Raw genomic sequence first — 26,072 nt, 5'->3', positions numbered from 1 at the left:
TTATGTCATCCTTTCCTTAGAGAAAAGGGCAGCATTATTGTTCCCACCATAGCCTTGTGAAGTAACAAGTACTTGTTCCACTGGGCTATGAATCACTTCGTCAACAACCAGAAGCTGCTCATACTTACCGACATCTACTCTGATGGTTGGCGGAATGAACTGTTCCTGTATACTAATTAAACCGGCCATTACTTGAAACATGCCCGATGCTCCCATCGCGTGACCAACATTCCCTTTAATAGAAGTAATGGGCACACCCTTATCTAGAAAAAACTCTCCATAAACCATTGCCTCAATATCATCGTTTGCTTCGGAACCTAAAGCCTGACTATTAATATAAGTCGGCATCCCTTTCTTAATTGTTCTTTCAACAGCCTTAACCATTGCCCGACCTCCTGGATCAGCAATGTAAGATGAATAAGCGGATTGGAACATGCTAGATTCCGCTAAATACCCTATTATCTCTTTTTTTCGTTTAACCGCTCCTTGCTCTGATTCCAATACTAATACGCCTGCACCTTCAGACATAGCAAAACCCTCACCTGTTGAAAAGGGACCCATGAATGTCTCTCCCGTTTGCAAGATTCTCAGTGGCAGAAATCCCGCCAATACCAAATCATTAATGGTAGAGTCTACCCCACCGACAATACACACATCTACCTCGTTTGCTTGCAGAAGAATTTTAGCCATATGAATGGCGTCTAAACTTGAAGTACAACTATTTGCTAAAGAAAAGGCTGGTCCTTCAATTTGCAATGAAGTACTTAAACAATTCGCCAAAGTATGCCCATTCATATTCCCTATGGCATAGGGACTCATCCTTTTTCCTTTGTTTAACTTAGTTGAATGGTTAAAAACCTCCGTTATTACACCACCAGAAGAGCCAACAATGATAGCAGTTGCATAATCTCTCGGTTGAATCTGTGCCATTTCTATTGCCCGATCTGTTGCATGAAGGAGCATTTGCGCTGACTTCGGTAATTTACTCGCCTTTAAATAAGAGTGGCTAATATCATTCTCATTTACTCTTCCAGTAAAAATGTGCTCACCGTTAAATTCTTCTCTATTTAATGTTGTCTTTTTATCTTTTAATATATTTGAAAAATCTTTGATTGATGTAATGTTAGGGCCAATCAATCCCATTCCAGTGACGACAACTCCCATAAATGCAACCCCTTTTGCATATATACACCTTTATCTTACTATTAATCTAGAAAATAAGATACGTTTCATTCATGACTAAACCCTTTCACACAACATGAATAGTACTATAGTAACATAAGAACACCACGCAGATTCAGGTCTTTTTCTCTAATAAAAAAAGAATTAAGCTATTTCCTCTTAATAATAGTGTGTGTTATTAAGATTCCCAAGTGAGGAAGCACCACGTATTTCAAATTCTTCTCCACATAAAAAGGTACCAACCTTTGTTAGGCAAGTACCTCTCCTTCTTTCATTACATCAAATACAATCAATTTTCCGTTGTAGCCGCAGTTTGTTCCCTAGCCTCGCCATTCCAATCTTTAGTTACATCCACCCATTGTTTTGCCCCTGCATATTGATATAATTCCTCACAAGTTAGTTCAATTGCTGAGTTTTTGCTACCACATGCTGGATATACCATTTCAAAACGCTGTAGGGAAGTATCAAGAAAGATATTCATTTCTTTTGATAAACCAAATGGACAGACACCACCAACCACATGCCCTGTATGATCAAGCACTTCTTCAGCAGAGAGCATTCTCGCTTTCATTCCAAATGTATGACGAAATTTTTTATTATCTATTCTGGCATCACCTGCAGCAACAACTAGTAGTGCTTTTTCTCCCTCACCTCGAAAAGAGAGTGTTTTGGCAATTTTAGCTGGAATAACACCAATTGCTTCGGCAGCTTGATCAACAGTTGCACTTGTCGTATCAAACTCCAATATATCTTTATCTCGACCATATTTCCCCAAGTGAGCTTTAACACTTTCAAGTGACATAATTCTTTCGCGGCCTCCTGTCAATATAATGTAAAAGGATATCATTCTTTAATAAGTAAAAGCAAATGTATTTGTTAAAAATTCAAAAAACATACAAATCTTTAAATCAAATTACTTTAAATAAAATTTGTAACCATCCTTCTCCTCTCCGCTTACCATAAATTTATCCCGATTCTTTCTATTTTTCATTCTCCTCTTTAAATATGATACAGTAAAGCTATACATAAAATGTTGGAGGAATAATTATGACATCAACTACTTACACAGGCTATGTTGGTACCTATACAAAAAAGGATAGCCAAGGAATTTACTCATTTCATTTAGAGGATGATCAAATTAAAAATATAGAACTTGCTGCTAAACTTGAAAACCCAACTTATTTAACGATCAGCTCGAATCAATCACATCTATACGCTGTGATGAAAGAAGGAGATTTAGGCGGTGTCGCCGCTTATGAGTTAGACAGCAGACATAGTGGGCTCACTTTATTAAACAAACACCTTTCTCCAGGTGCCTCGCCTTGTCATGTAAGTCTAGATCCAAAGAGTCAATACTTATTAAGTGCGAATTACCATAAAGGAACGGTTGACTATTATTCACTACTACAAAATGGCGAGATTAAAAACCTGCTAACTTCAAAAGAGATTCATGGTTCGGGACCACATGAGCGCCAAGAAAAACCACATACCCATTTCGCTGGACTCACACCGGATGAGAAGTATGTTGTTGCTGTCGATTTAGGGGCAGATGAAATCATTCTATTTCGTAGGGATGGGGATAAACTCACCAAACATTTTACTTTGGCAACACAGCCAGGCTCTGGACCAAGACATATCACCTTTCACCCCAATGGGAAATGGGCCTACTGCATGACTGAACTAAGCTCAGAAATTATTGCACTTCAATATGACACTGAGAAAGGAGAATTGAAGGAAATTTCTTATTATAAGACGATACCTGAGGATTTTTTAGAAAACAATCAAGGTAGCGCCATCCATCTTTCTCAAGACGGCAAATTTTTATACGCTGGCAATAGAGGTCATAATTCAATTGCGATATTTGCAGTCGCCGAAGATCGATTGCATATAACCTTTGTTGCTCATACATCGACATATGGAGATTGGCCACGTGACTTTGTATTAGATCCAACTGAAGAATACTTAATCGCAGCCAATGAACGGTCAAATAATTTAACTTTATTTAAACGAGAGGCTGAATCAGGGTTACTTCAACTATTGCAACAAAATGTTCCTGTACCTGAACCAGTTTGTGTGAAGTTTTTACCTCAACAACTATAAGTACAAAAATAAATTTAATTTCATAACTAATAATAAAAAAGGGGTGTTCTGCTAATGAATAGCCCTTTTTTGTATCCCCTCTATTGATAGGCGATGACTTTATTAACGTTCTATCACTAATAGGACATGCATAAACTAAAATAGGAGACTATTTAAGGAGGAGAAATGATGAATAAAGTTGTTTATCTAGTTGGAGTAGCCATCATTATTTGCTTTGTTTCATTAGCTGAATCCCCTAATTCAATCCTCCACCATGAGAACGAAAGAGAAAGTAAATATCCCTATTTTCCAGTAATTAATGAGAATAATGACAGCGAAGAAGTAAGTCAAACCGTTGATGAAACTGACCTTGAAGGTTTAGCTCCTACTTTAGAGCTTCAACTAGTGGACACAGTTTACAAAGATGATGTCATTGTTGAAAAATATCAACAATTCGAGGTTTATAGAAATGACGAGCAGGAAGTCATTAAAGCTATTCCATTGGATGAATATGAATACTTATCGTATCAACAATAGTTAGTCAATCAAAACATGGACAAGAAGTTCTATATTATCTGGCAAATTATAAGTAAGAATATACCCTTTTGTATACCCTGATATAAAACTATGACCATCCAATATTGTCGGGGAGGTAATATCTACTTCCATTCCCTTCCCTTCGATGGCTGATACTGAACCACCAGCAATCATATTCCCTAGTTCCCCACTAAAAGATGTTAACATTTCACCTTCTAAGTCCATCCCGAACATAGATTTCCCCAGCAATGAAAAAAGTGAACGATCACCACCAATGAACAATTTACCAGCTATGTCCCCTGAGAAACCGATGAATACCCCATATCGAACAAGGAATGAACCTTCTAGCTCAGTCCTACCCACTAATTCATGATTCATGGGAATTAGCTGTCCAATTGAAGTTTGGACACCTTTTAATAAAAGGTTCATTTTTTCTTTATCCTGTAAGACCTTTTCCATTGCCGGTCACCCCACATCAAAATAGTTGATAGTATCATAGTATATTATACCTGGTTCTTTTGCTATATTTTTCATTAAAAAAATACATGATAAAACTGAAAATAAATGAGCAAAAATAACTATTTTAAAATTCAGACACGAATGGTTTTATAGAGCGCTAACTTCTCTTATTCCCTTTTCAACAAACATTAAAACACATAACTTTGACAATTTCTATCCATTTAAGTATGATAATATTATTAAATGCGAAAGGGTGACTCTAAGTCAATGAAGTAAGAATCCTATTTATCGAAAACAAACAATTGAAGGTAATGAGTAAAGGAACGCTTTATTTTGCTATGCTTTCAAACAATGTTTTCAGAATAGGATTGCACTTCATAAGGTTACCCGTTGGAATTCTCCCAACTTTTTTAGTGTACCTTTATGCCTCCTATTCTGAAGAAATAGGAGGCATTTTTTTCGAGAATTTGTCTCCCAAAACGAGAGGAGATGATTAATATGCTATTATTAGAAGCCACTGATTTGAAAATTACTATAGGTGACCGACTATTAGCTACTGCAGAAAGAATAACTGTACAACAAAACGATCGTATTGGTTTAGTTGGCCGGAACGGGACAGGAAAGACGACAATTTTAGATACACTTGTAGGAAAAATAACTGCCGAAGAGGGACAAATCATCCGCAATGGCACAATGGAGTTATTACCACAATTAAAACATGATGATCAATACAAAAGTGGTGGAGAAACAACGCAACAATATATTAAAGAAGCACTAGCTAAAAACCCGGAAATATTACTTGCAGATGAACCAACGACCCATCTGGACACCTCCCATATTGAATGGTTAGAAAAGATTCTTAAGCATTGGCAAGGTGCCCTCATTCTTGTCTCGCATGACAGAACTTTTCTTGACCGTGTGTGTACAAAAATTTGGGAAATTGATGAGGAGAAAGTAAAGATATATTCTGGTAATTACTCGCAATATAAACAGCAGAAAGAATTAGCATTAGCAGAGAAGCAGCAAGCTTACGAACAGTATGAACAGAAAAAAGCACAATTAGAAAATGCCCTCACCTTGAAGGCTAAGAAGGCAGAGAGAGCAACTAAAAAGCCAAAAAATCTAAGTTCTTCTGAAGCACGGATCACAGGATCAAAGCCTTACTTTGCTAAAAAACAAAAAAAGCTGCAACAAACGGCTAAATCAATTGAAACAAGATTGGAAAAGCTTGAAAAGGTTGCAAAAATTAAGGACCTCCCGTCCTTACAAATGACCTTACCTAATGAAAAAAATACGAAGAACCGAATTATTATTAGAGCGGAAAACCTTAAAGGAAAAATAGCTGATCACCTGCTTTTTGAACCCGCCTCCTTTCAAATTCGCGGAGGAGAAAAATGGGCGATTATTGGTCCCAATGGCTCTGGAAAGACAACCTTGATTAAAAAAATTTTACAGAGGCAAGAATTGACTGTCTCTCCATCTTTAAAAATTGGCTATTTTAGTCAAAATTTAGATATTCTACACAAGGATAAAACGATTATTGAAAATGTTAAAGAAACCTCTATTCAGGAAGAAACGATTATTCGTACAATACTAGCCAGACTACGCTTTTTTCGAGAAGATGTATATAAAAAAGTCTCACTTCTTAGCGGCGGAGAACGAGTGAAAGTCGCATTAGCCAAAATACTTGTGAGTGAAGTGAATACATTAGTGCTAGATGAGCCGACAAATTTTCTCGATATTGAAGCTGTAGAAGCATTAGAAGAACTATTAATGCAATATAAGGGAACTATTCTCTTCGTCTCTCATGATCGCCGTCTTACTAATAAGGTAGCAAACAGGTTATTGATTATTAAAAATAAACAGATTGAAGTATTCAGAGGCAATCACGAAGCTTACGAATCCTATGAGCCCGAGGTGAAGAGGAATGATCATGAGGAAGAACGTTTACTCATCGAAACAAAAATAACAGAAGTCCTTTCACGATTGAGTATCGAGCCAACAGAGGAGCTGGAAAAGGAATTCCAGAAACTACTACAACAGAAAAAGAAATGGCAATAAGTTCTACAAAGGGACCCTACTTGTATGACATTCGGGTCCCTCTTTTTTCTTCATATAAAGCCTCAACATTTTAATTATTTCCACTTTTAATCAGCTTTAAAATCCTGTAAAATCCAATTAAGGTATATTTAACTACATAGAATTACGACATTCGTCCTCTTCCTCTTCAATCATTTATCCTTTGTTTAAACGAAAATCTTATAGTCAATGTAAACCATATTAATCTACCCTGAGGTGTCGACATGAAGCTATTGCAGATGAATCAACTTGAAAAAACAATCGGAAATACAATTATCTTCCCTAAATTCGATTTAACTTTATATAGAAATGAAATTGTTGCACTCCAATGCAATAACGAAGTTGGCAAACATCTCATCATGATGATGATTGGAAAGAACAGTATTTCAAATGGAAATGTATTATTTGAAGATACAGAGTTAAATAAGCATTTTAAAAGTCTATCTAATAGAATTGGGCTATCTCTACTAGACGACGCTCTCTACGACCGGTTAACTCCCAGAGAATTTTTAACTTTTTATAAGAACCTGCATGAAGTCAATATAGAAATAGAAGCTTTAATACAAAAAATAAATTTAATAGACAAAGTAAATACAAAGATTAGCAGACTTACGTTTTCTGAAAAGAAAAGGCTACACTTAGGAAGGGCAATCCTCCATCAACCAGATTTGCTTATATTAGAAGAACCCGACCAAAACATCGATATCGAAAGTAAAATTACACTACAGAAAGTATTAGAAGACCATAAACAACAAGGAAGAGTCGCCCTTATCATTACTAATAATTACGAAAGTGCACTATCAATGACGGATACAGTGTATCGTTTAAATGAGCACGGTCTAAAAAAAATCGAGATCATGGATGAAGAGAGTAGTCACCAGGATATCGAAGATGAAGAAGCACAGCCGCAACAAGATATGTTGCCTAGCGAAGAAATCGGTCCAGCTTCTTCAGAAAAGATTCAGAACATGAACAATCCATTGCGTCTTGAAAAAATCCCTGCAAAAGTGGAGGACAAAATCATCCTTTTTGATCCGACTGAAATTGTATATGTTGAGAGTAATGATGGCATTTCCCATTTACATGTAAATGGTGAAAGTTTCCCTTGTGCTCTTACGCTAAATACATTATTTGAGAGACTGCATCCATTTGGATTCTTTCGCTGTCATCGTTCATATATTGTTAATTTGCAGAAGGTGAGAGAAGTCATTACTTGGACAAGAAATAGTTATAGCCTTATTCTCGATGATACGAAAAAGAGTTCAATCCCATTATCAAAAGGAAAATTAAATGAGTTGAAAGAGATTATGGGCATATAAGTTGTTTCATCTTGACTTTAACAACGAATGACACCCTATTTTCACCTACTTTCCTTGCTCCATTCACCGCTTAATTGCTTCCATTCATCTAAATATAGACGCTTTTCACCTTGATATTACTGTATTCATCCCATTTCACAGTTAATATTGAAGACAAGAAATGCAAAACGTGAAAAGGGGCCAATTAAATGGAAAATGTCATTGAAGTAAGAGACCTTGAAAAGTCTTTTCAAAACCAACTAGCTTTAAAGAAAGTAAGTTTTCAAGTAAGAAAAGGGGAAACAATTGGTTTCTTAGGACCGAGTGGTTCAGGTAAAACAACAACAATCAAAATCCTAACCGCTCAACTTCATGCAACTGCCGGAGAAGTGAAAGTGTTTGGTGAACCAATTGCGAAACTAAAAGATCCCATTTATATGAAGAGAATTGGTATATTAACTGATAATAGTGGCTTATACGAAAGGCTTAGTATATACGATAATCTCGCATTATATTGTGATTTATATGAAGTAGATAAAAAAAGAATCAATGAAGTGCTCACAACGGTAAATTTAATAGGAGAAAGTAAGAAAATCGTGCAAAAACTGTCCAAAGGAATGAAGCAACGAGTGACATTAGCTAGAGCCATGCTTCATAAACCGGATTTACTCTTTTTAGATGAGCCGACTTCCGCCTTGGATCCTGTAAACACGATGCATATCCACCAAGGGCTTAAAAAGCTAAACGAAGAAGGAACAACAATATTTTTAACTACTCATGATATGCAAGAAGCCGAGACAATTTGTGATCGAGTGGCATTCTTACATAATGGTGAAATCAGCTTAATTGATACACCAGAGAATATTAAAACACAACAAAGTTCTTCATCCATCTCCCTATTATTGCGAAACAATCGTAAAGTGGTTGTGCAAAAAGACGAAGCAGGTGCAAAAGAAATATATAACTATATAAAAGACGGAGAAATCGTAACCATTCATTCAGATGAGCCGACACTTGGAGATGTATTTGTAAAATTAACGGGGAGGAAATTATCATGATCTTTTCATTAAAACGTGTCAACGCTATATTTATTAAAGATTGGAAAGATTTGCAGAGAAATTCATATATTCTTTTTACTTTAGCCATCCCATTAGTTTTTGCAGCGATGTTAGGTCGCATGAATGCAGCAACAGACGTCCTTTCTACTTATCCAATTAATCTCGCACTAATTATTGCAGGTGCTTTTATTCAAGCTGCGATGGTTGCAGAAGAAAAAGAGAAAAATACTTTGAGGGGCTTGTTATTATCACCTGCCAGTACACTAGAAATATTGATTGGAAAAAGCGCATTGTCTGGACTGATGACCATACTTGTTATTATCGGATCAATTATTTTCTCAGGATACACAGTCCCATCCCTTCCACTATTTTCTCTTAGCACTTTACTAGGCTTAGTCTTTTACCTTGCAACAGGAACGATTCTTGGACTGCTTTCACGGACAGTAATGGAGACAAGTATTATCGGTATGCCTGTATTAATTATATTCGGCATGAGCTCCATGTTTAAACCAATGGTTGAAAATGCAACCTTGATCAATATAATTGAGTTGTTGCCTAATGAACAATTAAATCAGATTTGGTTTGGTTTAAGTGACGGTAAGGGGGCAGCTGAAATCCTCATGAATTTGTTCATTTTATTCTTGTGGGTAGCCGTTTCATTCATACTCACCATCGTAATATATAAGAAACGTAGATTTGATTAAGGTATCGAGGTCGGATAGGTTCCCTCTCTCCGACCTCACCAATCATATACAACAAGATTGGGCCATTTCGCTTTCCATTTCCTTGCCTTATACTCATATATCTCCTTCGTGACGATTACTTTATTCGGTACTATCCTCATGTTAAACAGATCATCTAAATGATAAGGCGCATACATAGTCATCTTGTCATTTTTCTCCATTTTTACCCCTACCGCAGTAGCTGTTGTTGGCCAGCTCGCGATTGCCTCATTGATGCTTGTATAAGCAGGAATCGCAAAACCAAATTTTTCTTCATACCAGAAATGGACATTCGCTTGATTCTTTATATCTAATTGATATGGAAACGACTTGAGCATACTACTTAATATTTGCTGAAACTCCCTTTCGCTCAATTGGTTTCCCTTGTCATAGTAGACAAGGTCAATATCTGATATACCATAGTCGATTGCGTTGCCAGATAATTGATTCCACACGGTATTTGCCACACATCCCGCAGCTACATAATAATCAAAGGGTAAGTCCAAATCCGATAAACAACTTAATAAATGAATGATTTCCTCATTTTGTTCTAACATTTCCTTTAACTGTTTTTCATAATTAATCATCGTAGTATCTACCACCTTTATTGATTAAAAAGCAACTAACATCATATCTTATATAAGAGTACATTTACATTATTTGGTTTCACACTTGATTATAATTTTTAGGGAGAAGTCAAAATTCTCTTTTATTTTCCTTAGTTTAAGAACACTAGTATAATGACCTAAACAGTTTAAGCCTTCTTACTTATGATTGGAAGAAACAATAACAATGTCATAAATGAACCAACTACTTAATGGTACAATAAAGTTCAAAAAATCGAAATTGACGGAACCACTTTTGGAGGAGGACCTTTAATGGAAAAGATGAAGAAACGAATTGAAGTAGCTTCAGGTAAATCACCTGCAGACCTTGTCATCAAAAATGCGCAAATTGTTGATGTGTTTTCAAGTGAAATTATTTCTGGAGACGTAGCCATCACAGATGGATATATTGTTGGAATTGGTGACTATAAAGGAATAGAAACAGTTGACGCTCATAACCGTTTTTTAGCTCCTTCTTTTATTGATGGACATGTACATATTGAATCCTCCATGGTAACCCCTGTCGAGTTTTCAAAAATCCTCCTGCAGCATGGGATAACTGCTGTCATTTGTGATCCTCATGAGATTGCTAATGTCGTTGGTGAAAGAGGTATTGAGTTTATGCTTCACGCATCTGATGATATTCCATTTGATGCTTATTTCATGCTACCATCTTGTGTGCCAGCCACACCTTTTGAAAATGCCGGTGCTACATTAACAGCAAACGACTTATCTCCTTTTTATGAATATGAGAGGGTGATTGGTTTAGCCGAAGTCATGAATTATCCCGGTGTGATGAAAGGCGATCACGACTTATTGAGTAAAATTCACGAAGCGCATGAAAGAGGAAAAAAAGTGGATGGCCATGCGGCGGGGCTAAAAGGAAAACAACTAGATGTGTATATGACAGCTGGTATCCGAACCGATCATGAAGCAACTACTGCAAAAGAAGCAAAAGAACGATTGCAAAAAGGAATGTACGTCATGATTCGCGAAGGTACAGCAGCAAAAGAATTATGTCGAATCCTACCAATTGTTAATGAGAAAAATGCACGTAGATTTCTATTTGTTACAGATGACCGCCATCTTGATGATATTATTAGCGAAGGTAGTATCGACTATATGATTCGGAAAGCGATTAAGAAGGGGATTGATCCGATTACAGCGATTCAAATGGGGTCTCTCAATACAGCTGAGTGCTTCGGGCTTAAGGAACAAGGTGCCATCGCTCCAGGATATAAAGCTGATTTCGTTTTATTAGACGATCTTGAGCAAATTGAGATTCAATCTGTTTATAAAAATGGACAATGTGTTTTTAGTGAAGGAGAATTAACTGATTTCCCTAAAGAATTAGAGCAAAAGGAATTTTCCCATCTCACTAATACCGTCCATCTTCCTGTCATTAATGAACAATCGTTTCACTTAGACATTGTCGGAGAAAAAGCCCATATTATTGAAGTGATTCCGAACAGCATAGTAACCGACCATGTTATTGAAACCGTTCAGAAAGACGAACGCGATCGTTTCATCGCTTCTATCGAGAAAGATCATTTGAAAATTGCTGTCATGGAGCGTCATCATCATACTGGCAACATTGGACTCGGTGTCTTAAAAGGGCTCGGACTACAATCTGGCGCCATCGCAACAACGGTAGCCCATGATTCTCATAATTTAATTCTTGCGGGTACAACTGATAAAGATATGGCTGTTGCTGCCAATGCAATCCGCGACATGCAAGGTGGACTTGTAGTTGTCGATAAAGGAAAGGTGCTTGCTCAATTAAACTTGCCAATCGCGGGTCTCATGTCACATGAACCATATGAGAAAGTGAATAAGAGGCTAGTGGAAATCAATCAGGCATTGGATAAAATCGGAGCTAACCATACATTTAATCCATTCTTAACATTAAGCTTCCTTGCGCTACCTGTTATTCCATCACTAAAACTAACAGACCTTGGGCTCTTTGATGTCAATACCTTTAACCATATCTCTGTATCTGTAGAGAAATAACCTAATAAATGAGAATGACCCGAACTCGTTTCGGGTTACTTTTTATATTATGTTTCTCTCTTGAGAACTCCTTCTTGTGTGTTATCCAATTTTTCTATCTATGCCAAACTGACAATTTTTTTGTATATTACAGTAAACAGCTTACCCTCTCTTAGAGAGTCCTCCATTAGTTTTAAATAAAGCAACAGCAAGGTACTTCCCCACCTATGTCCCTAGCTGTTTCAACTTCACTCTCATATGAACTCGTAACTAATACATGTCCCTATTTAACCCAAAACATCAGCTTCTGGTTTAAGAATGCCATAACATACGAGGTCTATATATTTTCCATCTTTTCTTACATATTTTTTCAACAGGCCTTCTTTCTTCATACCGGTCTTTTCAATTACCCTCATTGAAGCTGGGTTCGAATCGAATGAGCGTGCAAACACTTTATTGTAATTTTTTGCGCTAAAGGCAAATTCAATTAACGCTTTAGCAGCCTCTGTAGCATAGCCATTCCCCCAATATTCCTCACCAATCCAATAAGCAAGCTCTCCATGATTGAACGTTTGATGATGCGAGAGCGCAATTGCACCGTATAACTTGCCAGTGATTTTATCAGTTATTGCCAACTCAAACCGCTTATTATGATTGAAATCACTAAGATGATTTTCCATCCAAATAAGAGCATGTTCAGTTAAATAAGGATAGGGAAGATTTAAAGTACTTTTATAAAGATTATAATTGTTACATAGTTTAACAACTTCTGGTACATCGGCCTCATTAAACAAGCGAAGCATTAATTGGTTCGTTTCGATTTTATTTTCGTTATGATGATATATCACTAGGTACCCCTCTTTTAAGATAAATTTTGATACTACTCTCATTCAATTTTTTTCGCTATTCTCCTTCTCTTCACAAGAAAAACGCATGTAAGGATCTCTAAATGTAAGTTATTCGATACCAATATGAATAAAATAAAAAGACCTCATCCATCCTACAAGATTTGGTCCTTACAAAATTCAGTATTTACTTTTTTCATAATAGCTGCAAATACTTCCGATAAATCAGAAACATGCTCATCCCCTTTTGTTGTAAATGCAGGGCGAGGCTGTTTCCATATTGTATATATCCCCACTCCACCCGCACCGACTATATCATTTTTGAGATGGTCACCTACATATACTGTCTCATCTGGAGATACGCCAAGTCTTGAAAGAGTATGTTCAAAGATATAAGGATGGGGTTTCTTTACACCAACCTCTTCTGAAATAACAATTTCATCAAACAATGCTTCTATCTGCAATGACTTAATTACTTCTCGCTGAAATTTACTGTACCCGTTCGAGATGATCGCCGTCCTTAAGCCCTTCTTTTTCAACCTTTTAAGCAATGTAATTGCCTGAGGATACAGTTCGGCATGTAAAGGAAAATGAGATAAATAATCCTGCAGTAATTCTTGCCAAGAAAAGTTTATTAAAGAAAACTCTCCTACCATCTGTTGATACACTTTATCTTTCCAAACATAGCCGCCTTGATCTAAATTAATGAACCTTTCTGCATATATTTTCTTATCTAAATGTGGAAAGAGTCTCTCTTGCTGATTCTCAATAAACGACAAAATAGCTGCCTTTCGATTATGAAGGGTTCCGTCTAAATCAAACATCACTGCTCTTACCATTACTTGATTACACCTCCAATTATTTCACTCGTAACTTTTGCCCAACTGTAATCACATTGATATCTTTCAAATGGTTCCATTCTTGTAACTTTTGCGCCGTTAGTTTAAATCTCTTTATGATAGTTGTGACTGTATCACCTTGGTGAACGGTGTAATAGTAGTGTTTTTCCCCTGTCTTGATTATTTGTCCGACAGTAATCAAGTGAGGATTATGAATATGATTGATTTTTTGCAAGCTACTGACACTTGTATCGTGCACAGCTGCTATTTTTGAAAGCGTATCGCCAGATTTGACTGTATAGCTAAACTCTACCTCCTCTAATTGATTTAGGTTCACCCAAGATCCTGGCATACCTTCCACTTTTGATAGATTAAATATTTCTCCTACCTTTTTAAAAATATAATAACTCCCTGCCTTGTACAGGGACTTTTCTCGTATCTCTTTCTTTGCATCTTCAACCGTTACATAACCTTTTTTGTCCCTTGATAAATGATATTTAGGATTAGTATCATATTGTAGTAATTGATAAGTCTCAATGATACGAATGATTTTTTTGCTATAATCAGGATCTGTCGCATAACCTGATAACTGCACCTGCTCAGCAGCTTTTTTGTAATCTTTTTCTTCTAAAATAGCAAGGTATTTGTTTCGATCCCAAGATACACCATTCTTATAAAGCTTTGCTAAGTCCTCAATTGACTCCTCCCATGAAGGGTACTTTCTAAATGCCGCTGCCGTTGTAACCATTTGCCCATCTATAAATTCTTTCGTCAACATCTTTACCGACTGTCCGTTATACTCACCCTTTATACCGAACAAATTATTACCTTCTATTGCCAATTTACTCTTCCCATGATTAGATTCATGCATAGCTTGTGCAATCACTAGTGAAGGCAGTATGTGATATTGTTTAGCTATTTTCTTTGCTAACGGAACGATCGCTTCAATAAAGTTCAAAATAAACACCTCTTTTTCACACTCTATTCCTAACAAGATGCTTTGCTAGGGCTTTATTTCTGTTTCTTGTATTTTAAAAAATAATACAAAGAAAATAAGAAAATACTAGAAATAACAAACCCAGTCCCACCTAATAATCCAAGCAAGCGATTAGGCATCCATACAGTGGCAAGCCCAGCTAAAAACATAGAGATACCTATCATTGTATTAGAAATCGTTGTAAATAGACCAAATATAAGTCCACTCTTATCTTTAGGTGTCTCTCTCATTAGCATCGTATCAAAACAGGTGTTACATAATCCAGAGAAAAACGCGGCCGTTATTAAAAAAACAATGGCCATCCAAAATTGTTGTGACTGGCTTAATAAGATAATACAAAATCCTTCGAACATCAGTGCAATTAAGGCGATTCTCATTAGATGATTTTGCAATTTCTCTGCTACAGGAAAGCTTAGCATTAAACCAATTCCTAATGAACCATAGAATATGCCGACACCAACATCTCCTAAATGAAATTCTTGAACTGCATACACACTTAATAACACATTATCAATGCCATTAAATAGAGGAATTAACAGTTCTGATAGAAAAATGATTAATAATAAACTCGAATGAAAAATAACATCTTTAACGATGATGAATGAACCTTTCTTCTTATTTTTGGACATTGATTCCTCAGTTCTTTCTCTATCAAGAACGCGCAATTTAGCTAACAAAACAGCAGCAATTAAAAAGGAAGCACCATTTACGAAAAAGGTAAAATTAGCACCGAATAAAGAAGTGACCACTCCACCTGAAAACGACCCTCCAATAAGAACAACTCCCACCATTACTTGTTCAAGGCTATTAACTTTTATCATATTTTTTTCCTTCACCATCAACGGAATGGCAGATTTTCTTGTTGGTGCATAAATGGCTTCACCTGCTGCTAAGAAAAAACTCGACAAATAAACGATCCAGACAGATGAAACATCATTTACAAACACAAACGACAAAGCAAACAGGATACGTCCTAAATCTGTGCAGACTAATATTTTCCTCCGTGAAAAACGGTCTGCCATCAATCCTCCTAATGGGCCAAATAACAGAAACGGAATGACTCTTATCGCTAAAGCAAGACCAACAGCAAGGCCAGACCCTGTTACTTGCAATAACAGTGCTAACAACGCAACTTGACTAAATCGATCACCTATTCCATTGAGAACACCCGCAAAGAATAAGCGCGCATAGTCTTTCTCTTCTTTTAATATGGAGATCATTCTCGTCCCCTCCTCATATAATTAGATAATCATCTAATTTGATGTTAATCTAATATATGAATAATCGCAATCTTTATTTCAAAAAAAAAAAAGGAAAGTGCTTCGTTACGAAACAAACTTTCCAATCAATTTTTATTCTCTCAAATTATTTACACTCATTCTTGGGGGCTCCTCTAACCATCCATTATCGATCATAATTCTTATATTTTCTCTAATAAACAACATGATATCTTTTACAAATAAACCTAATTTGATGTTGATGTCATCTCTTAAGCTAAAGCCTGCACCAAATCCTTGACTACCGAGACCGAAATTACTTAACAAAAAGGTTAGATACATCATTAATTTATCAGAAAATGGTGGAATGTTAGACTTAGTAAGCGATAACCCATGAATTGTCGGCACCCTAATATCATCCTTAATTAGGATGTCATATGTTCCCTCCAAAATATCCTTGCTGAGCTCTTTCCCTTAAATAAAATAGTCCTTCACTTCTGTATGAACTGCCGTTTGAGCAAATCCTGTCATAAGCATCATGCCAACTGTATTCGTTTGAATAGACTGGTTTAAATAACTAAACTCAATCGTATTAATATCTCTTTTGTCACCAAACAGGCGATAACCTTTTGTATAATTTATATCTGAGACGAAGTCGACCGTTGTAGGGACATTAATCAAATTAGGTAATGGGTAATACCCCTCGTCAACCGCATAATTTAAGAACTTTTGATAATATTTCTGCGTTACATTTGTCATCTCACGATATAAATCAATAATATCATTTCGGTAGGACGTTGCTATATGAAGGGTGTATAGTCCCATGCTAATTTCCTTTAACACCATACACAAAAGAATATCAAATCCCTCTCCAAAAATTTTAGGAGCTTTCAAGTTCACATCGGCATTAGTGAAGCCTTGAGGTATAACAGCACCCTCATCATTAAATATCTGTTCAATACGGTGGACATTTGGCTCTAACTCAGACCATAAACCTTGCATAAGCTTTTTCGCTTTTTTATCCTCGGACACTTCTATAAAATGTTCTAAAACCCTTAATATCATTGTTTTCTTCTGATAAGTAATCCACAGTGCACCAATTTCTGTAGATGTCATTTTACTTCGATTGACCATTCTGTCACCTACTTTTATAAAATAACCATTCTTGTGACTAAGTTTTGCTATTCTCCTACTAAATATTCCCTTTATATCAAAAAAGCTAGAGGACAGGGATAGTCGTTCCCTTACCTCCAGCTTTCTAAATTATCCCCAAAGCATACGAAAACGCATAGCTGCATCAATTACTCTAGCTGTCGCTCCTTCATGCCTGGATGCATACTTCTTTCGATTGACACAATCAATTAACATTTGATCACATTGATAACAATGGCCATATCGATCAATGCAGGCATCATGTTTCTGACAACAAGAATCCACATAATTGATGGGCTTGCCTGGACCGCTACAACCCGGGCCACAATACCGATAACCTCCAGGCAAACAAAAACCTTTTTTATTAAACCTGTTCACTATTTTCACCTTCTTATCCTTTTATATATATTACAAACAGTAAGTCCATTTCGCCTGTGACCTTACCTAATAGGGGAATATTTTTATCAATTTATTTCAGTGCTTATTGGTCAAATAACATAAAAAAGCCAACCTATCCAAAAAGGATAAGTTGGCAACTATTGAATTCGACTAAACTTAATCAAAGTAAATATAATTGGAACTATCGTGGCAAGTAAAAACACTGGCAGAAACCAAATGCCTAAAGAGCCCGCCCATCCTAATGCTACTCTAATGGATTGTATAAGTATAAAGCCGAATAATGCGAGGCAAATATTCTTTATGACATTTAGCATTTTTCTACTCGTTAAGTAAAATGCGGCTGCATTTGATTCATTGATGCGTGCAGGGTAATTATGAATATGAGGAAACCGTTCAAATATCCCCATCATGAACCATAGAAACACGCCGATAATTGGTAAGATAAATAATTCATATTTAGAACCCCACCGATCAACTTCCCCTGAAGCATTGTAATGACCCGGTACTTGTTCAGGTATAGCTGACCAAGAAACAACTAAGAATACAATCGACCCAATGAATACAATAAGACCAAGTATGTCGCATCCCCATTCCCATTTAGTACGAGGCAATTTAAGTACTGGTCTATCCATACCCCATTCCTCCTCTTTCCGTTCGTCTTTTTAATACATACGAAGGAAAGATAAAAAGGTTTCATCCATTAGATAATCAAAGGCAACTAGTTCATACAGGGAATTACGCGATGGCTCTATCCCCCTTTTCATGAAAGGAAACAGGCGCGTCGTAATGGTAAGATATCAGTGTTGATGGCTCTGTTTGAGAAAAATATTGTCATTCATACTGTATGAGGTGAATCGCCTGAGACATGCGATCAACAAAGTATATGGTAAAGGAATAAAGAATGGTTCTTTGATAAGCAGTTTAACTTCACACTTTTCACCCTTTATAATGCAAATCGTAATAAACCTACGTACATTGTTTTAACGCTTGCGTGATATCAGCCATCACATCTACAGGATCCTCTAAGCCAACAGAAAGGCGGATCATTTCGGGACTCACACCCGCCTCCGCTTGTTGTCCAGGTGAAAGACGAGCATGTGTTGTACTCGCTGGATGAATAATGAGCGTTTTCGCGTCACCAACATTTGCTAAATGTGATACCAGCTTTAGTGAGTTGATAAACCTTTTAGCTATACTGATTCCCCCTTTGATGCCAAATGTAAAGATTGCACCTGCCCCACTCGGAAAATACTTTTTCCCGAGATGATATTGTGGATGGCTTTCTAACCCAGGGTAGTTCACCCAAGAAATATGAGGTAACTCTCCTAACCGTTTAGCCAAAACTTGTGCATTAGCGACTTGCTTTTCTACTCTGACACTTAATGACTCCAGACCTTGAATAAATAACCAGCTATTGAAGGCAGACAGCGTTGCCCCTAAGTCATGGCCAAGTTCAAATCTTGCTTTAAGAATAAAAGCTTTTTCCCTAGAAATTTCAACATAGCTGCGATTACCAATAGCAGGCTTTTTCTCATTAAAGGAAGGAAATCTTTCGTTACTCCATTCGAATCTTCCTCCATCTACAATCACCCCACCGATTGCCGTACCATGTCCACCAATAAATTTAGTTGCTGAATGAACGACTATATCCGCGCCAAATGCAAGTGGTTTTAGTAAAAATGGCGTAGTAAATGTATTATCTACTACTAATGGTAGGCCGTGACGTTTCGCTATCTCACTTAACTTTTCTAAATGTGCTACCTCCATATTCGGGTTGCCAATTGTCTCTGTGAAAATCGCCTTTGTCCTTTTATTAATTTTTCCTTCTAAAGATGTAAAGTCCGTCCCATCAACAAAATGAACATTGATACCGAATTTACTAAACGTTTCTGCAAATAAATGGTAGGTACCACCATAAAGAGCCTGTGTAGAAACTATCTCATCGCCTGCTCTTGCAAGTGTTAAAAGGGCAATGGAAATCGCTGCTTGCCCAGATGAAACAGCAAATGAGGCTACGCCACCTTCTAACTGTGCCATTCTCTCCTCAAACACTGCATTGGTTGGATTTGCATTCCTTGAATAAATAAAGCCAGGCTCTTGCATCTGAAATAAGCTTGCTGCATGATCGGTATCTTCAAACACATAGGATGAAGTCATGTATATTGGTACGGCTCTCGACTTTGTAACAGGATCTGGCACTTGCCCCCCATGAAGCGCTATTGTATCAAACTGGTGATGATTCATTTTTCATTCTCCTCTCACATTTCACTTATAATAAACAAACTCGACTCGGAACCATCTTTCAGTGATGAGCTTTTGAATATGCCAGCACAATGGTTGTTTTTTCATAAATTGAATTTGAAACATCAATTTTTTATGTCCAACACCTTTTTTCAAGAGCAGAAAAAAGACCACTTTCAATAAAAAGAGATTGTACTCTTCCATCGAAAGCCGCCTTTAGTCGTCTAATCGGCATAGATAAAGCCCCTCTTGCTAAAGAAGAGGGGCTCACGATATATCGCCATATCCTCAACTTATCTATCTTGGAATTAGCACCGTTACCTGGTTTTGGTCGGTTGCTGAGGCTTCAAAGGGCCAGTCCCTCCACCTCTCTTGATAAATTGATTTTTTTAAATTTTAGAGTCATTAATTATTAATCAGAATAACCTTATCATCCGGCGCTGTCAACAGCTTTTTATAATAAATCTTTTATGCAGCACAAAGTCTTTCTTTTGCCTTTATTACTGACACCCAATATTCAACTGGAGATACAAAGGATTGCAAATAATTCAGCTCTTTATTATACATAAGAGCCTCCACTAAAAGATAAACAGACGTATCATTTAAATCGTTAACAATCATATCAAGCAAAGTTGCTTTCATATTCATAATATCTTCATAATCATCGATGATAGCTAACTTATCATCTAAATATGAAAGAAAAGCTTGTAAATGAACAACCTCTTCTTGTAATTCCTTCCACCCTTTATCCTCAGCTAATACGTTTACATAATTAACAAATTGATTGTACTCTTCATGACTATCTCTTTTAATTTTCTCTGCTAATATATCAAAAAATACATGATTGGACATATCCTTGCTGTTCACTATTAGAGCACCACCTTTACTATTTATATAAAATTATAGACCTTCTCTTTTAAATATTCAATAAAATCACATGAAACTATTTTCAATTAAGGAGTCGGGTGGTGTGTAGTTTTAGTCTAAATTAAACCAAGTAGCTGGGATATAAGGGGGATACAATAATTTCTAATTTTTCTTACGCATTCGAATGAAAGTTGAAATCACCCTTCCACTACTAGATGCATATCCAGCTATTTATGTAAGCTTTGTTTTGCCCTTTTACCCGGCTCATACTTCAATTTGATTCTTTGTTAGCTTCGTTTCTCTCTTTTACATGGCTCATACTTCGATTTGCTTCTTTTTAGCTTCGTTTTGCTCTTTTACATGGACCATAACTAAATCTCTTTTAGCTATGGCAAATAACTTTCCCTTCGATGCAACCGCCTCATATATAGTAGGATTCAATCATTCATCCCCTCGCTCGATAGCCAAATTGTGCAGAGATTTCTTTTCCTACTTTTATAATAGATTGACTTTTATCTGCAGAGGGGTCTTTTGGAATCGACTCTGAGAAACCAACTACTGTTATCGCACTTAATAATTCTTGATTGTAATTAAAGATTGGTATAGACACAGAAGATACAGTAGGAATCAAAGGCTCCTTAGCAAAGGCAATCCGTTCCTGCCTTACGCGGTTGATTTCTTCTACCGCATTCCCTTTTCCTTCTTTCCCCATAACCTTAATCCAATCTTTAGTTGTTGCTGAATCAAGGAAGCTCTCGAATATTTTCCCAGTCGATGAAAGCGGTGGTAAAAGTGAACCGAGCTGTGCACCAATATTATAGGCATGTCCCGGGTTCCATATTTTCGAGATAATTGGACCATTATATGTCCACGTAGTTAATAGGCATGTATTGTCTAGTTGATGACTTAAATCCTTCAAATAGGGTAGAACACGTGAAATCACATCTTCCTGCCCTATAGCTGCCACCCCATATTCAATTAATTTACTTCCAAGTTGATATTGTCCATTATGTTTGTCCTTGTATAGAATGTCTAATTCCGTAAAAGTGTTCAAGTATTTATAAAGATTACTTTTTGTAATTCCTGTTTTTTCCTGTATATCAGATAACCTCAATGGTTCTCCGCTAGCAACTAATAGGTCAATAATTCTCATACCAACTTGGATCGATTGGATCGTAGCTTGTTTTTGATTTTTCATGTAAAAAACCCCTATTTTATATTTTTTTTAGTATATCAGAAAAACACTATGTTTTCTGATTTCAGCCATGTTTTGCATCCTTTTGAAAGGAGTTATTTTTCAAAAAGTTTAAAAAACCACAACAAATTCACTTGAGTTTATCTGAAAATTAGGATACTATAAATTTATCATTAATAGATAACAATGTTCACTATTAATGGAATATTAAACAACCAATGAAGAAAGAGTCTAATAAACGCTCATTAATAAAGGTTTTATGCCTAACACTTCCACACAAAGCGTTTTACTCTTTGATCACGCAATTCCTAGACAAAAAAAACTTTTCATAAAGGAGTTTGAATATGAAATTAGTTACTTTCACTCACAATAACAACACACGTATCGGAGCAGTTACAGAAGGAAATGAAGTAGTAGACTTAAACTTTGCTTACCAAGCTTTCCTTGAAGCAGAAGGTAAACTACGTTCTGAATTAATTGCTGAAGCGTACATTCCAGCACAAATGGAAGGTTTCCTACAAGGGGGAAATGAAAGCCTTTCCATCGCAAAGGAAATGGTTGATTATGCATTAAATAATCGTGAATCGTTCAAACATCCACTTGTACATGCATTTGAAGATGTAAAAATCGAAGCACCTGTAACAAAACCCGGAAAAATTATTTGTGTAGGTCATAACTACCGTGAACATATTGCAGAAATGGGAAGAGAATTACCGCCTCACCCAGTAGTATTTGCTAAATTTGCCAACACAGTGATTGGACCACAAGATGATATTCCATTCTATCCAATTTCTGAACAATTAGATTACGAAGCTGAATTTGCTTTTGTTGTAGGTAAAAAAGCTAGAAACGTAGCAAAAGAAGACGCACTCAATTATGTAGCAGGATATACAATCGCTAATGACGTCACTTACCGCGATATCCAACGTCGCACACTTCAATGGTTGCAAGGTAAAACAGTTGAAGGTAGTGCACCAATGGGTCCTTGGTTAATCACTTCTGATGAATTACAAGATCCATCTGGTTTAGGTGTTCTTTTAACTGTTAATGGGGAAGAAAGACAAAAAACGAATACAGCCAACTTTGTCTTTGATGTTCCAACGCTTGTTGAATTCTTATCTAACTTAATGACTTTAGAACCTGGTGATATCGTATTAACAGGGACACCTGGAGGCGTAGGATTTGCTCGTGATCCTCAAGTATTCTTGAAAGATGGCGATGTCGTTCGCATTGAAGTAGATAAAGTCGGCGTTCTCGAAAATAAAGTTTCAAAGGTGGAAAAATAATTATGAGCGAAACGAAAACGATTCAGCAATCTATTGAGTCTATTCAAACATCATTAGATCAAATCATTGAAACCGTTTCAGGATTATCTGAAGAAACCATACGTTGGAACCCATCAAAAGAAGAATGGTCCATTATGCAGGTTATTACTCATTTAAACGAGGCCCTACCTTATTGGCTAGGTGAAATAGATACAGTTGTAAAAGCCCCGGGTTCCCAATGGGGACGAGGCTTACAGGACCCTGCTCGCCTTGCAGCAGTCGAAAATACTGAACACCAATCAGTTGAAGACGAATTGAAAAAATTATCGCAAATAAAACAAGATGTTCAAACAAAATTATCTGTTTTATCTGCTGACACATTGGCTCAGGAATCACCTCATCGTAACTTTGCAAAATTCGGTAATAAATCTGTATTCTTTATTGCCGATCACTTTATCGATGAACATGCCGCTGGTCATTACAACCAAATTCAACGTAACTTGTCTAAGCTAGCAAAATAATATTAAGGTGGCGAAATATTATGGCTGAAAAACATGCATATATGGAGGATCAAGACGTAAAGGACTTTACGAAAGAAATCCAAGAATATCATCTCGGTCCATTATGGGAAGCCATCCCAGCACTGATGAACCATACACCAAAACCACATGCTGTGCCATATTTATGGTCAGATGAGCTTTTAAAGAAAAAATTATCCGAAGCTGCTGAAATCTTCACACCTGACCGTGGTGGAGAAAGACGCGCGATTTACTTTCAAAACCCTGGGTTGACTTATAGACAACCATGGGGATGGGCTTCAACCACTCAAACATTGTATGCTGCTGTGCAGTTACTGCTTCCTGGTGAAGTAGCACCTTCACACCGTCACTCTCAAAGTGCTCTGCGCTTTATCACTGATGGAGAAGGAGCTTACACAATTGTTGAAGGTGAACGTATCTTCATGCAAGAAGGTGACTTCCTTATTACACCGAAGAACCTCTGGCATGGACATGGCCATGTAGGCGATAAACCAATGATTTGGATGGATGCACTTGATATACCTACCATCTATTCAATCGGTGGAACATTCTTTGAACCATTTCCTAATAAGATTGAAACGCCAACTCGCCCAGATAACTTCTCTGAACAAAGATACAGTGGCGGAATGGTAAGACCAATTAATGACCGCTATTCAAGCGTGGCACCACTCGCAAATTACAAGTGGAAACGTACAGAAGATGCGATTAAAGGATTAACTAGATTTGAGCCAGATCCATATGATGGCTACGCTGTTGAATATATCAATCCATCAAACGGACAAACAGCTAATCCAACAATGGGAGCTTGGATGCAATTATTACCAAAAGGCTTCCGTACAAAGGCACATCGTCACACACATTCTACCATTTACCAAGTACATCAAGGTTCTGGTTATACAGTAATAAACGGTGAACGATTCGATTGGAAAAAAGGAGATTACTTCTGTATTCCAAACTGGGCATGGCACGAACATGTACCTGCTGAAGATAGCTACCTTTTCTCAGTAAATGACCTTCCAATTATGGAGCGATTTGACTTAGAAAAATCTCAAAACCTTGAAGAAAACAACGGAGAACAAAAAATCATAGGCGAATTTAAAGCTTTCCGTTAATTGCACAAGAACAACCGGGCACAGTTCCTCGGTTGTTCTTAAAAGATTCGAAATATAACAGTAAATGAAAACGCTTATAAAACAGAATATTTATTTTTGTAAAACAAAAGGAGGATAAACATAATGACAAACACAGCACAGAATCCATTTATTGTAATCGGTGGAGGAATCGGCGGTTTAGCTACTGCATTAGGCGTCGCAGAAAATAACCAATATGTAAAAGTGCTTGAACAAGCACCTGAATTCGGTGAAGTTGGAGCTGGTATCCAACTTGCAGCAAATGCGACAAATGTTTTGCAACGATTAGGCGTAATGGATAAAATCAATGAAATCGCTGTATTCCCTAAACGTCTTGTACTTATGGATGCATTCTCTGGTAAAGAATTATCAGCACTTGATTTAGGAGAGGTTTACAGAGAGAGATACGGTGCTCCTTATATTGTATTACACCGCTCTGATCTACATCGTGTGCTTCTTGAAGCTTGTCAGGAAAACCCATATATTGAACTAGCAACAAACCAAAAAATTACGACAACAGAAGAAAACGATCAAGGTGTAACAGTTAAAGCAGAAAACGGTGATGTTCATAAGGGAATCGCAGTAATTGGTGCAGATGGTCTATGGTCTAATGTACGTAAAATGTTCTCTGATGACCAACCTATTTGTTCCGGATATGTTGCTTACCGTGGGGCAATCCCGATTGAAGAAGTGAAGACCTCTATTGGGGATATGGATGACGTATATATGTGGATTGGACCAGACCTTCACTTAGTACAATATCCAGTTCGTCGTGGTGAGCTTTATAACCAAGTCGTTGTATTCAAAAGTAAAAACTACCGTCCCGAAATTGAAAAGACTGAAGATTGGGGCACTCCGGAAGAAATGGACGCTGTGTTCGCTGGGTCATGTGAATTAGTGCAAAATGCGATTGCATTTATCTCACGTCAAAAACGTTGGCCAATGTTCGATCGCTTACCAATCGAAAACTGGACGCAAGGTCACATTACGCTCACTGGTGATGCTGCTCACCCAATGCTACAATATCTTGCTCAAGGTGCTTGTCAAGCACTTGAAGATGCTGCATACATGTCAGATATGCTCAGTGCACATGGTGAAGATATCCCTGCAGCATTTACAGCGTTCCAAAAAGAAAGACAACCGAGAACAGCCTATGTCCAAGGTTCTGCACGTACATGGGGTGAAATTATTCACAATACAACAAACGAAGGTATTTTACTTAGAAACATTATCCTAGGAAAAAGACAATCAAATGACTTTGAATTTGTCGATCAATTCCATGGCTATAATAAAAATGCAAAACTAGTTGAAGCTTAAACCGTTCTCCACAAAGTCGTCATTAATGGTTTCATCTGGAGAAGAAAGGCTTAATCCTTTC

26 protein-coding genes, 1 pseudogene and 1 riboswitch are annotated in these 26,072 nt (G+C 36.9%); of the genes and pseudogenes, 11 read left to right on the top strand and 16 right to left on the bottom strand.

Going from position 1 to position 26,072, the window contains the following annotated elements; translation table 11 throughout:
- Together MKY26_RS19370 and MKY26_RS19365 are read right to left on the bottom strand one after the other, a co-directional pair.
- The gene (locus tag MKY26_RS19370) at positions 1–1,164 is read right to left on the bottom strand and encodes a beta-ketoacyl-[acyl-carrier-protein] synthase family protein (RefSeq protein WP_095370893.1); all 1,164 of its coding nucleotides are present in this window, start codon (positions 1,162–1,164) and stop codon (positions 1–3) included.
- 307 nt (positions 1,165–1,471) lie between these two features.
- The gene (locus tag MKY26_RS19365; protein ID WP_095370894.1) at positions 1,472–1,984 is read right to left on the bottom strand and encodes a YbaK/EbsC family protein; all 513 of its coding nucleotides are present in this window, start codon (positions 1,982–1,984) and stop codon (positions 1,472–1,474) included.
- A 245-nt stretch (positions 1,985–2,229) separates the two neighbouring features.
- Here MKY26_RS19365 and MKY26_RS19360 point away from each other — a divergent pair, with 245 nt between their 5' ends.
- Both MKY26_RS19360 and MKY26_RS19355 read left to right on the top strand, forming a co-directional pair.
- Positions 2,230–3,282, top strand: a complete 1,053-nt coding sequence (locus MKY26_RS19360) for a lactonase family protein (RefSeq protein ID WP_095370895.1) — start codon at positions 2,230–2,232, stop codon at positions 3,280–3,282.
- A gap of 165 nt (positions 3,283–3,447) precedes the next feature.
- Positions 3,448–3,798 (top strand): hypothetical protein, encoded by a 351-nt coding sequence (locus MKY26_RS19355; RefSeq protein WP_341098377.1) that lies wholly within the window; start codon positions 3,448–3,450, stop codon positions 3,796–3,798.
- Here MKY26_RS19355 and MKY26_RS19350 read toward each other — a convergent pair whose 3' ends face one another.
- Positions 3,799–4,257, bottom strand: a complete 459-nt coding sequence (locus MKY26_RS19350) for a chemotaxis protein CheX (RefSeq protein ID WP_095370897.1) — start codon at positions 4,255–4,257, stop codon at positions 3,799–3,801. It abuts the gene before it with no gap.
- 498 nt (positions 4,258–4,755) lie between these two features.
- Between MKY26_RS19350 and MKY26_RS19345 the strand changes: the two genes are divergently transcribed.
- The 4 genes from MKY26_RS19345 to MKY26_RS19330 all read left to right on the top strand — a co-directional run bounded on the left by MKY26_RS19345 (position 4,756) and on the right by MKY26_RS19330 (position 9,396).
- Positions 4,756–6,318 (top strand): Vga family ABC-F type ribosomal protection protein, encoded by a 1,563-nt coding sequence (locus MKY26_RS19345; RefSeq protein WP_341098376.1) that lies wholly within the window; start codon positions 4,756–4,758, stop codon positions 6,316–6,318.
- Positions 6,319–6,560: 242 nt separating this feature from the next.
- Complete coding sequence (locus tag MKY26_RS19340; RefSeq protein ID WP_341098373.1) at positions 6,561–7,655, top strand: LytTR family transcriptional regulator DNA-binding domain-containing protein; 1,095 nt, start codon at positions 6,561–6,563, stop codon at positions 7,653–7,655.
- A 188-nt stretch (positions 7,656–7,843) separates the two neighbouring features.
- Positions 7,844–8,692 carry an ABC transporter ATP-binding protein gene (locus MKY26_RS19335; protein ID WP_341053849.1) on the top strand — a complete coding sequence of 283 codons (849 nt, stop codon included), beginning with the start codon at positions 7,844–7,846 and terminating at the stop codon, positions 8,690–8,692.
- Positions 8,689–9,396 carry an ABC transporter permease gene (locus MKY26_RS19330; RefSeq protein WP_307315563.1) on the top strand — a complete coding sequence of 236 codons (708 nt, stop codon included), beginning with the start codon at positions 8,689–8,691 and terminating at the stop codon, positions 9,394–9,396. The genes MKY26_RS19335 and MKY26_RS19330 overlap by 4 nt, the downstream gene beginning before the upstream one ends.
- 35 nt (positions 9,397–9,431) lie before the next feature.
- Here the strand turns inward: MKY26_RS19330 and MKY26_RS19325 are convergent, their stop codons facing one another.
- Positions 9,432–10,001 (bottom strand): nucleotidyltransferase family protein, encoded by a 570-nt coding sequence (locus MKY26_RS19325; RefSeq protein ID WP_322910302.1) that lies wholly within the window; start codon positions 9,999–10,001, stop codon positions 9,432–9,434.
- A 258-nt stretch (positions 10,002–10,259) separates the two neighbouring features.
- On the opposite strand from MKY26_RS19325, the gene ade reads away from it, so the two are divergent.
- The gene (ade, locus tag MKY26_RS19320) at positions 10,260–12,029 is read left to right on the top strand and encodes an adenine deaminase (protein ID WP_328198983.1); all 1,770 of its coding nucleotides are present in this window, start codon (positions 10,260–10,262) and stop codon (positions 12,027–12,029) included.
- 266 nt (positions 12,030–12,295) lie between these two features.
- On the opposite strand, the gene MKY26_RS19315 is transcribed toward ade, so the two are convergent.
- The 12 genes and pseudogenes from MKY26_RS19315 to MKY26_RS19260 all read right to left on the bottom strand — a co-directional run bounded on the left by MKY26_RS19315 (position 12,296) and on the right by MKY26_RS19260 (position 21,763).
- On the bottom strand, positions 12,296–12,856 hold the full coding sequence (locus MKY26_RS19315) for a GNAT family N-acetyltransferase (RefSeq protein WP_445293130.1): 561 nt from the start codon (positions 12,854–12,856) through the stop codon (positions 12,296–12,298).
- Positions 12,857–13,008: 152 nt separating this feature from the next.
- Positions 13,009–13,692 carry an HAD family hydrolase gene (locus tag MKY26_RS19310; protein WP_307315569.1) on the bottom strand — a complete coding sequence of 228 codons (684 nt, stop codon included), beginning with the start codon at positions 13,690–13,692 and terminating at the stop codon, positions 13,009–13,011.
- Between the two features lie 19 nt (positions 13,693–13,711).
- Entirely contained in the window at positions 13,712–14,650 is a 939-nt protein-coding gene (locus MKY26_RS19305; protein WP_341053847.1) for a glucosaminidase domain-containing protein, read from the bottom strand.
- A 53-nt stretch (positions 14,651–14,703) separates the two neighbouring features.
- Positions 14,704–15,909, bottom strand: a complete 1,206-nt coding sequence (locus MKY26_RS19300; protein ID WP_341053845.1) for an MFS transporter — start codon at positions 15,907–15,909, stop codon at positions 14,704–14,706.
- 132 nt (positions 15,910–16,041) lie between these two features.
- Positions 16,042–16,368: pseudogene (locus MKY26_RS19295) on the bottom strand (DUF3231 family protein); the annotation flags it as partial.
- Positions 16,369–16,380: 12 nt separating this feature from the next.
- A complete protein-coding gene (locus MKY26_RS19290; protein WP_341098370.1) occupies positions 16,381–17,040 on the bottom strand; it encodes a DUF3231 family protein in 660 nt (219 codons plus the stop codon).
- Between the two features lie 129 nt (positions 17,041–17,169).
- Entirely contained in the window at positions 17,170–17,436 is a 267-nt protein-coding gene (locus tag MKY26_RS19285) for a Parvovirus coat protein VP1-like protein (RefSeq protein WP_095370909.1), read from the bottom strand.
- A 158-nt stretch (positions 17,437–17,594) separates the two neighbouring features.
- Positions 17,595–18,089 carry a DUF1648 domain-containing protein gene (locus MKY26_RS19280; protein ID WP_341098367.1) on the bottom strand — a complete coding sequence of 165 codons (495 nt, stop codon included), beginning with the start codon at positions 18,087–18,089 and terminating at the stop codon, positions 17,595–17,597.
- A gap of 334 nt (positions 18,090–18,423) precedes the next feature.
- The gene (locus MKY26_RS19275; RefSeq protein WP_341098366.1) at positions 18,424–19,701 is read right to left on the bottom strand and encodes an O-acetylhomoserine aminocarboxypropyltransferase/cysteine synthase family protein; all 1,278 of its coding nucleotides are present in this window, start codon (positions 19,699–19,701) and stop codon (positions 18,424–18,426) included.
- Positions 19,702–19,988: 287 nt separating this feature from the next.
- Positions 19,989–20,080: riboswitch (SAM riboswitch) on the bottom strand.
- A gap of 86 nt (positions 20,081–20,166) precedes the next feature.
- Entirely contained in the window at positions 20,167–20,565 is a 399-nt protein-coding gene (locus MKY26_RS19270) for a hypothetical protein (protein WP_095370913.1), read from the bottom strand.
- A gap of 315 nt (positions 20,566–20,880) precedes the next feature.
- Positions 20,881–21,006 (bottom strand): hypothetical protein, encoded by a 126-nt coding sequence (locus MKY26_RS19265; RefSeq protein ID WP_328198942.1) that lies wholly within the window; start codon positions 21,004–21,006, stop codon positions 20,881–20,883.
- Between the two features lie 4 nt (positions 21,007–21,010).
- Positions 21,011–21,763 (bottom strand): IclR family transcriptional regulator, encoded by a 753-nt coding sequence (locus tag MKY26_RS19260; protein ID WP_095370914.1) that lies wholly within the window; start codon positions 21,761–21,763, stop codon positions 21,011–21,013.
- Between the two features lie 341 nt (positions 21,764–22,104).
- On the opposite strand from MKY26_RS19260, the gene MKY26_RS19255 reads away from it, so the two are divergent.
- The 4 genes from MKY26_RS19255 to MKY26_RS19240 all read left to right on the top strand — a co-directional run bounded on the left by MKY26_RS19255 (position 22,105) and on the right by MKY26_RS19240 (position 26,011).
- Positions 22,105–23,046 (top strand): fumarylacetoacetate hydrolase family protein, encoded by a 942-nt coding sequence (locus tag MKY26_RS19255; RefSeq protein WP_095370915.1) that lies wholly within the window; start codon positions 22,105–22,107, stop codon positions 23,044–23,046.
- A 2-nt stretch (positions 23,047–23,048) separates the two neighbouring features.
- On the top strand, positions 23,049–23,546 hold the full coding sequence (locus MKY26_RS19250) for a DinB family protein (protein ID WP_328198940.1): 498 nt from the start codon (positions 23,049–23,051) through the stop codon (positions 23,544–23,546).
- Positions 23,547–23,566: 20 nt separating this feature from the next.
- On the top strand, positions 23,567–24,676 hold the full coding sequence (locus MKY26_RS19245; RefSeq protein ID WP_095370917.1) for a cupin domain-containing protein: 1,110 nt from the start codon (positions 23,567–23,569) through the stop codon (positions 24,674–24,676).
- Positions 24,677–24,799: 123 nt separating this feature from the next.
- On the top strand, positions 24,800–26,011 hold the full coding sequence (locus MKY26_RS19240; protein ID WP_328198939.1) for an FAD-dependent monooxygenase: 1,212 nt from the start codon (positions 24,800–24,802) through the stop codon (positions 26,009–26,011).
- Positions 26,012–26,072 lie beyond the last annotated feature (61 nt).

It is taken from the genome of Cytobacillus sp. FSL R7-0680 (assembly GCF_038009245.1).
Classification (GTDB): domain Bacteria; phylum Bacillota; class Bacilli; order Bacillales; family Cytobacillaceae; genus Cytobacillus; species Cytobacillus kochii.
Note: the sequence above shows the minus strand (reverse complement) of the source record. Positions and strands in the feature narration are given on the sequence as shown.

Coding starts and splice junctions, on each gene's coding strand:
- MKY26_RS19300 (WP_341053845.1), bottom strand. CDS start 15,909: ATGATCTCCATATTAAAAGAAGAGAAAGACTATGCGCGCTTATTCTTT.
- MKY26_RS19260 (WP_095370914.1), bottom strand. CDS start 21,763: ATGAAAAATCAAAAACAAGCTACGATCCAATCGATCCAAGTTGGTATG.
- MKY26_RS19325 (WP_322910302.1), bottom strand. CDS start 10,001: ATGATTAATTATGAAAAACAGTTAAAGGAAATGTTAGAACAAAATGAG.
- MKY26_RS19335 (WP_341053849.1), top strand. CDS start 7,844: ATGGAAAATGTCATTGAAGTAAGAGACCTTGAAAAGTCTTTTCAAAAC.
- MKY26_RS19350 (WP_095370897.1), bottom strand. CDS start 4,257: ATGGAAAAGGTCTTACAGGATAAAGAAAAAATGAACCTTTTATTAAAA.
- MKY26_RS19360 (WP_095370895.1), top strand. CDS start 2,230: ATGACATCAACTACTTACACAGGCTATGTTGGTACCTATACAAAAAAG.
- MKY26_RS19250 (WP_328198940.1), top strand. CDS start 23,049: ATGAGCGAAACGAAAACGATTCAGCAATCTATTGAGTCTATTCAAACA.
- MKY26_RS19355 (WP_341098377.1), top strand. CDS start 3,448: ATGATGAATAAAGTTGTTTATCTAGTTGGAGTAGCCATCATTATTTGC.
- MKY26_RS19290 (WP_341098370.1), bottom strand. CDS start 17,040: ATGGTCAATCGAAGTAAAATGACATCTACAGAAATTGGTGCACTGTGG.
- MKY26_RS19255 (WP_095370915.1), top strand. CDS start 22,105: ATGAAATTAGTTACTTTCACTCACAATAACAACACACGTATCGGAGCA.
- MKY26_RS19365 (WP_095370894.1), bottom strand. CDS start 1,984: ATGTCACTTGAAAGTGTTAAAGCTCACTTGGGGAAATATGGTCGAGAT.
- MKY26_RS19280 (WP_341098367.1), bottom strand. CDS start 18,089: ATGGATAGACCAGTACTTAAATTGCCTCGTACTAAATGGGAATGGGGA.
- MKY26_RS19245 (WP_095370917.1), top strand. CDS start 23,567: ATGGCTGAAAAACATGCATATATGGAGGATCAAGACGTAAAGGACTTT.
- MKY26_RS19275 (WP_341098366.1), bottom strand. CDS start 19,701: ATGAATCATCACCAGTTTGATACAATAGCGCTTCATGGGGGGCAAGTG.
- MKY26_RS19240 (WP_328198939.1), top strand. CDS start 24,800: ATGACAAACACAGCACAGAATCCATTTATTGTAATCGGTGGAGGAATC.
- MKY26_RS19310 (WP_307315569.1), bottom strand. CDS start 13,692: ATGGTAAGAGCAGTGATGTTTGATTTAGACGGAACCCTTCATAATCGA.
- MKY26_RS19330 (WP_307315563.1), top strand. CDS start 8,689: ATGATCTTTTCATTAAAACGTGTCAACGCTATATTTATTAAAGATTGG.
- MKY26_RS19370 (WP_095370893.1), bottom strand. CDS start 1,164: ATGGGAGTTGTCGTCACTGGAATGGGATTGATTGGCCCTAACATTACA.
- MKY26_RS19345 (WP_341098376.1), top strand. CDS start 4,756: ATGCTATTATTAGAAGCCACTGATTTGAAAATTACTATAGGTGACCGA.
- MKY26_RS19340 (WP_341098373.1), top strand. CDS start 6,561: ATGAAGCTATTGCAGATGAATCAACTTGAAAAAACAATCGGAAATACA.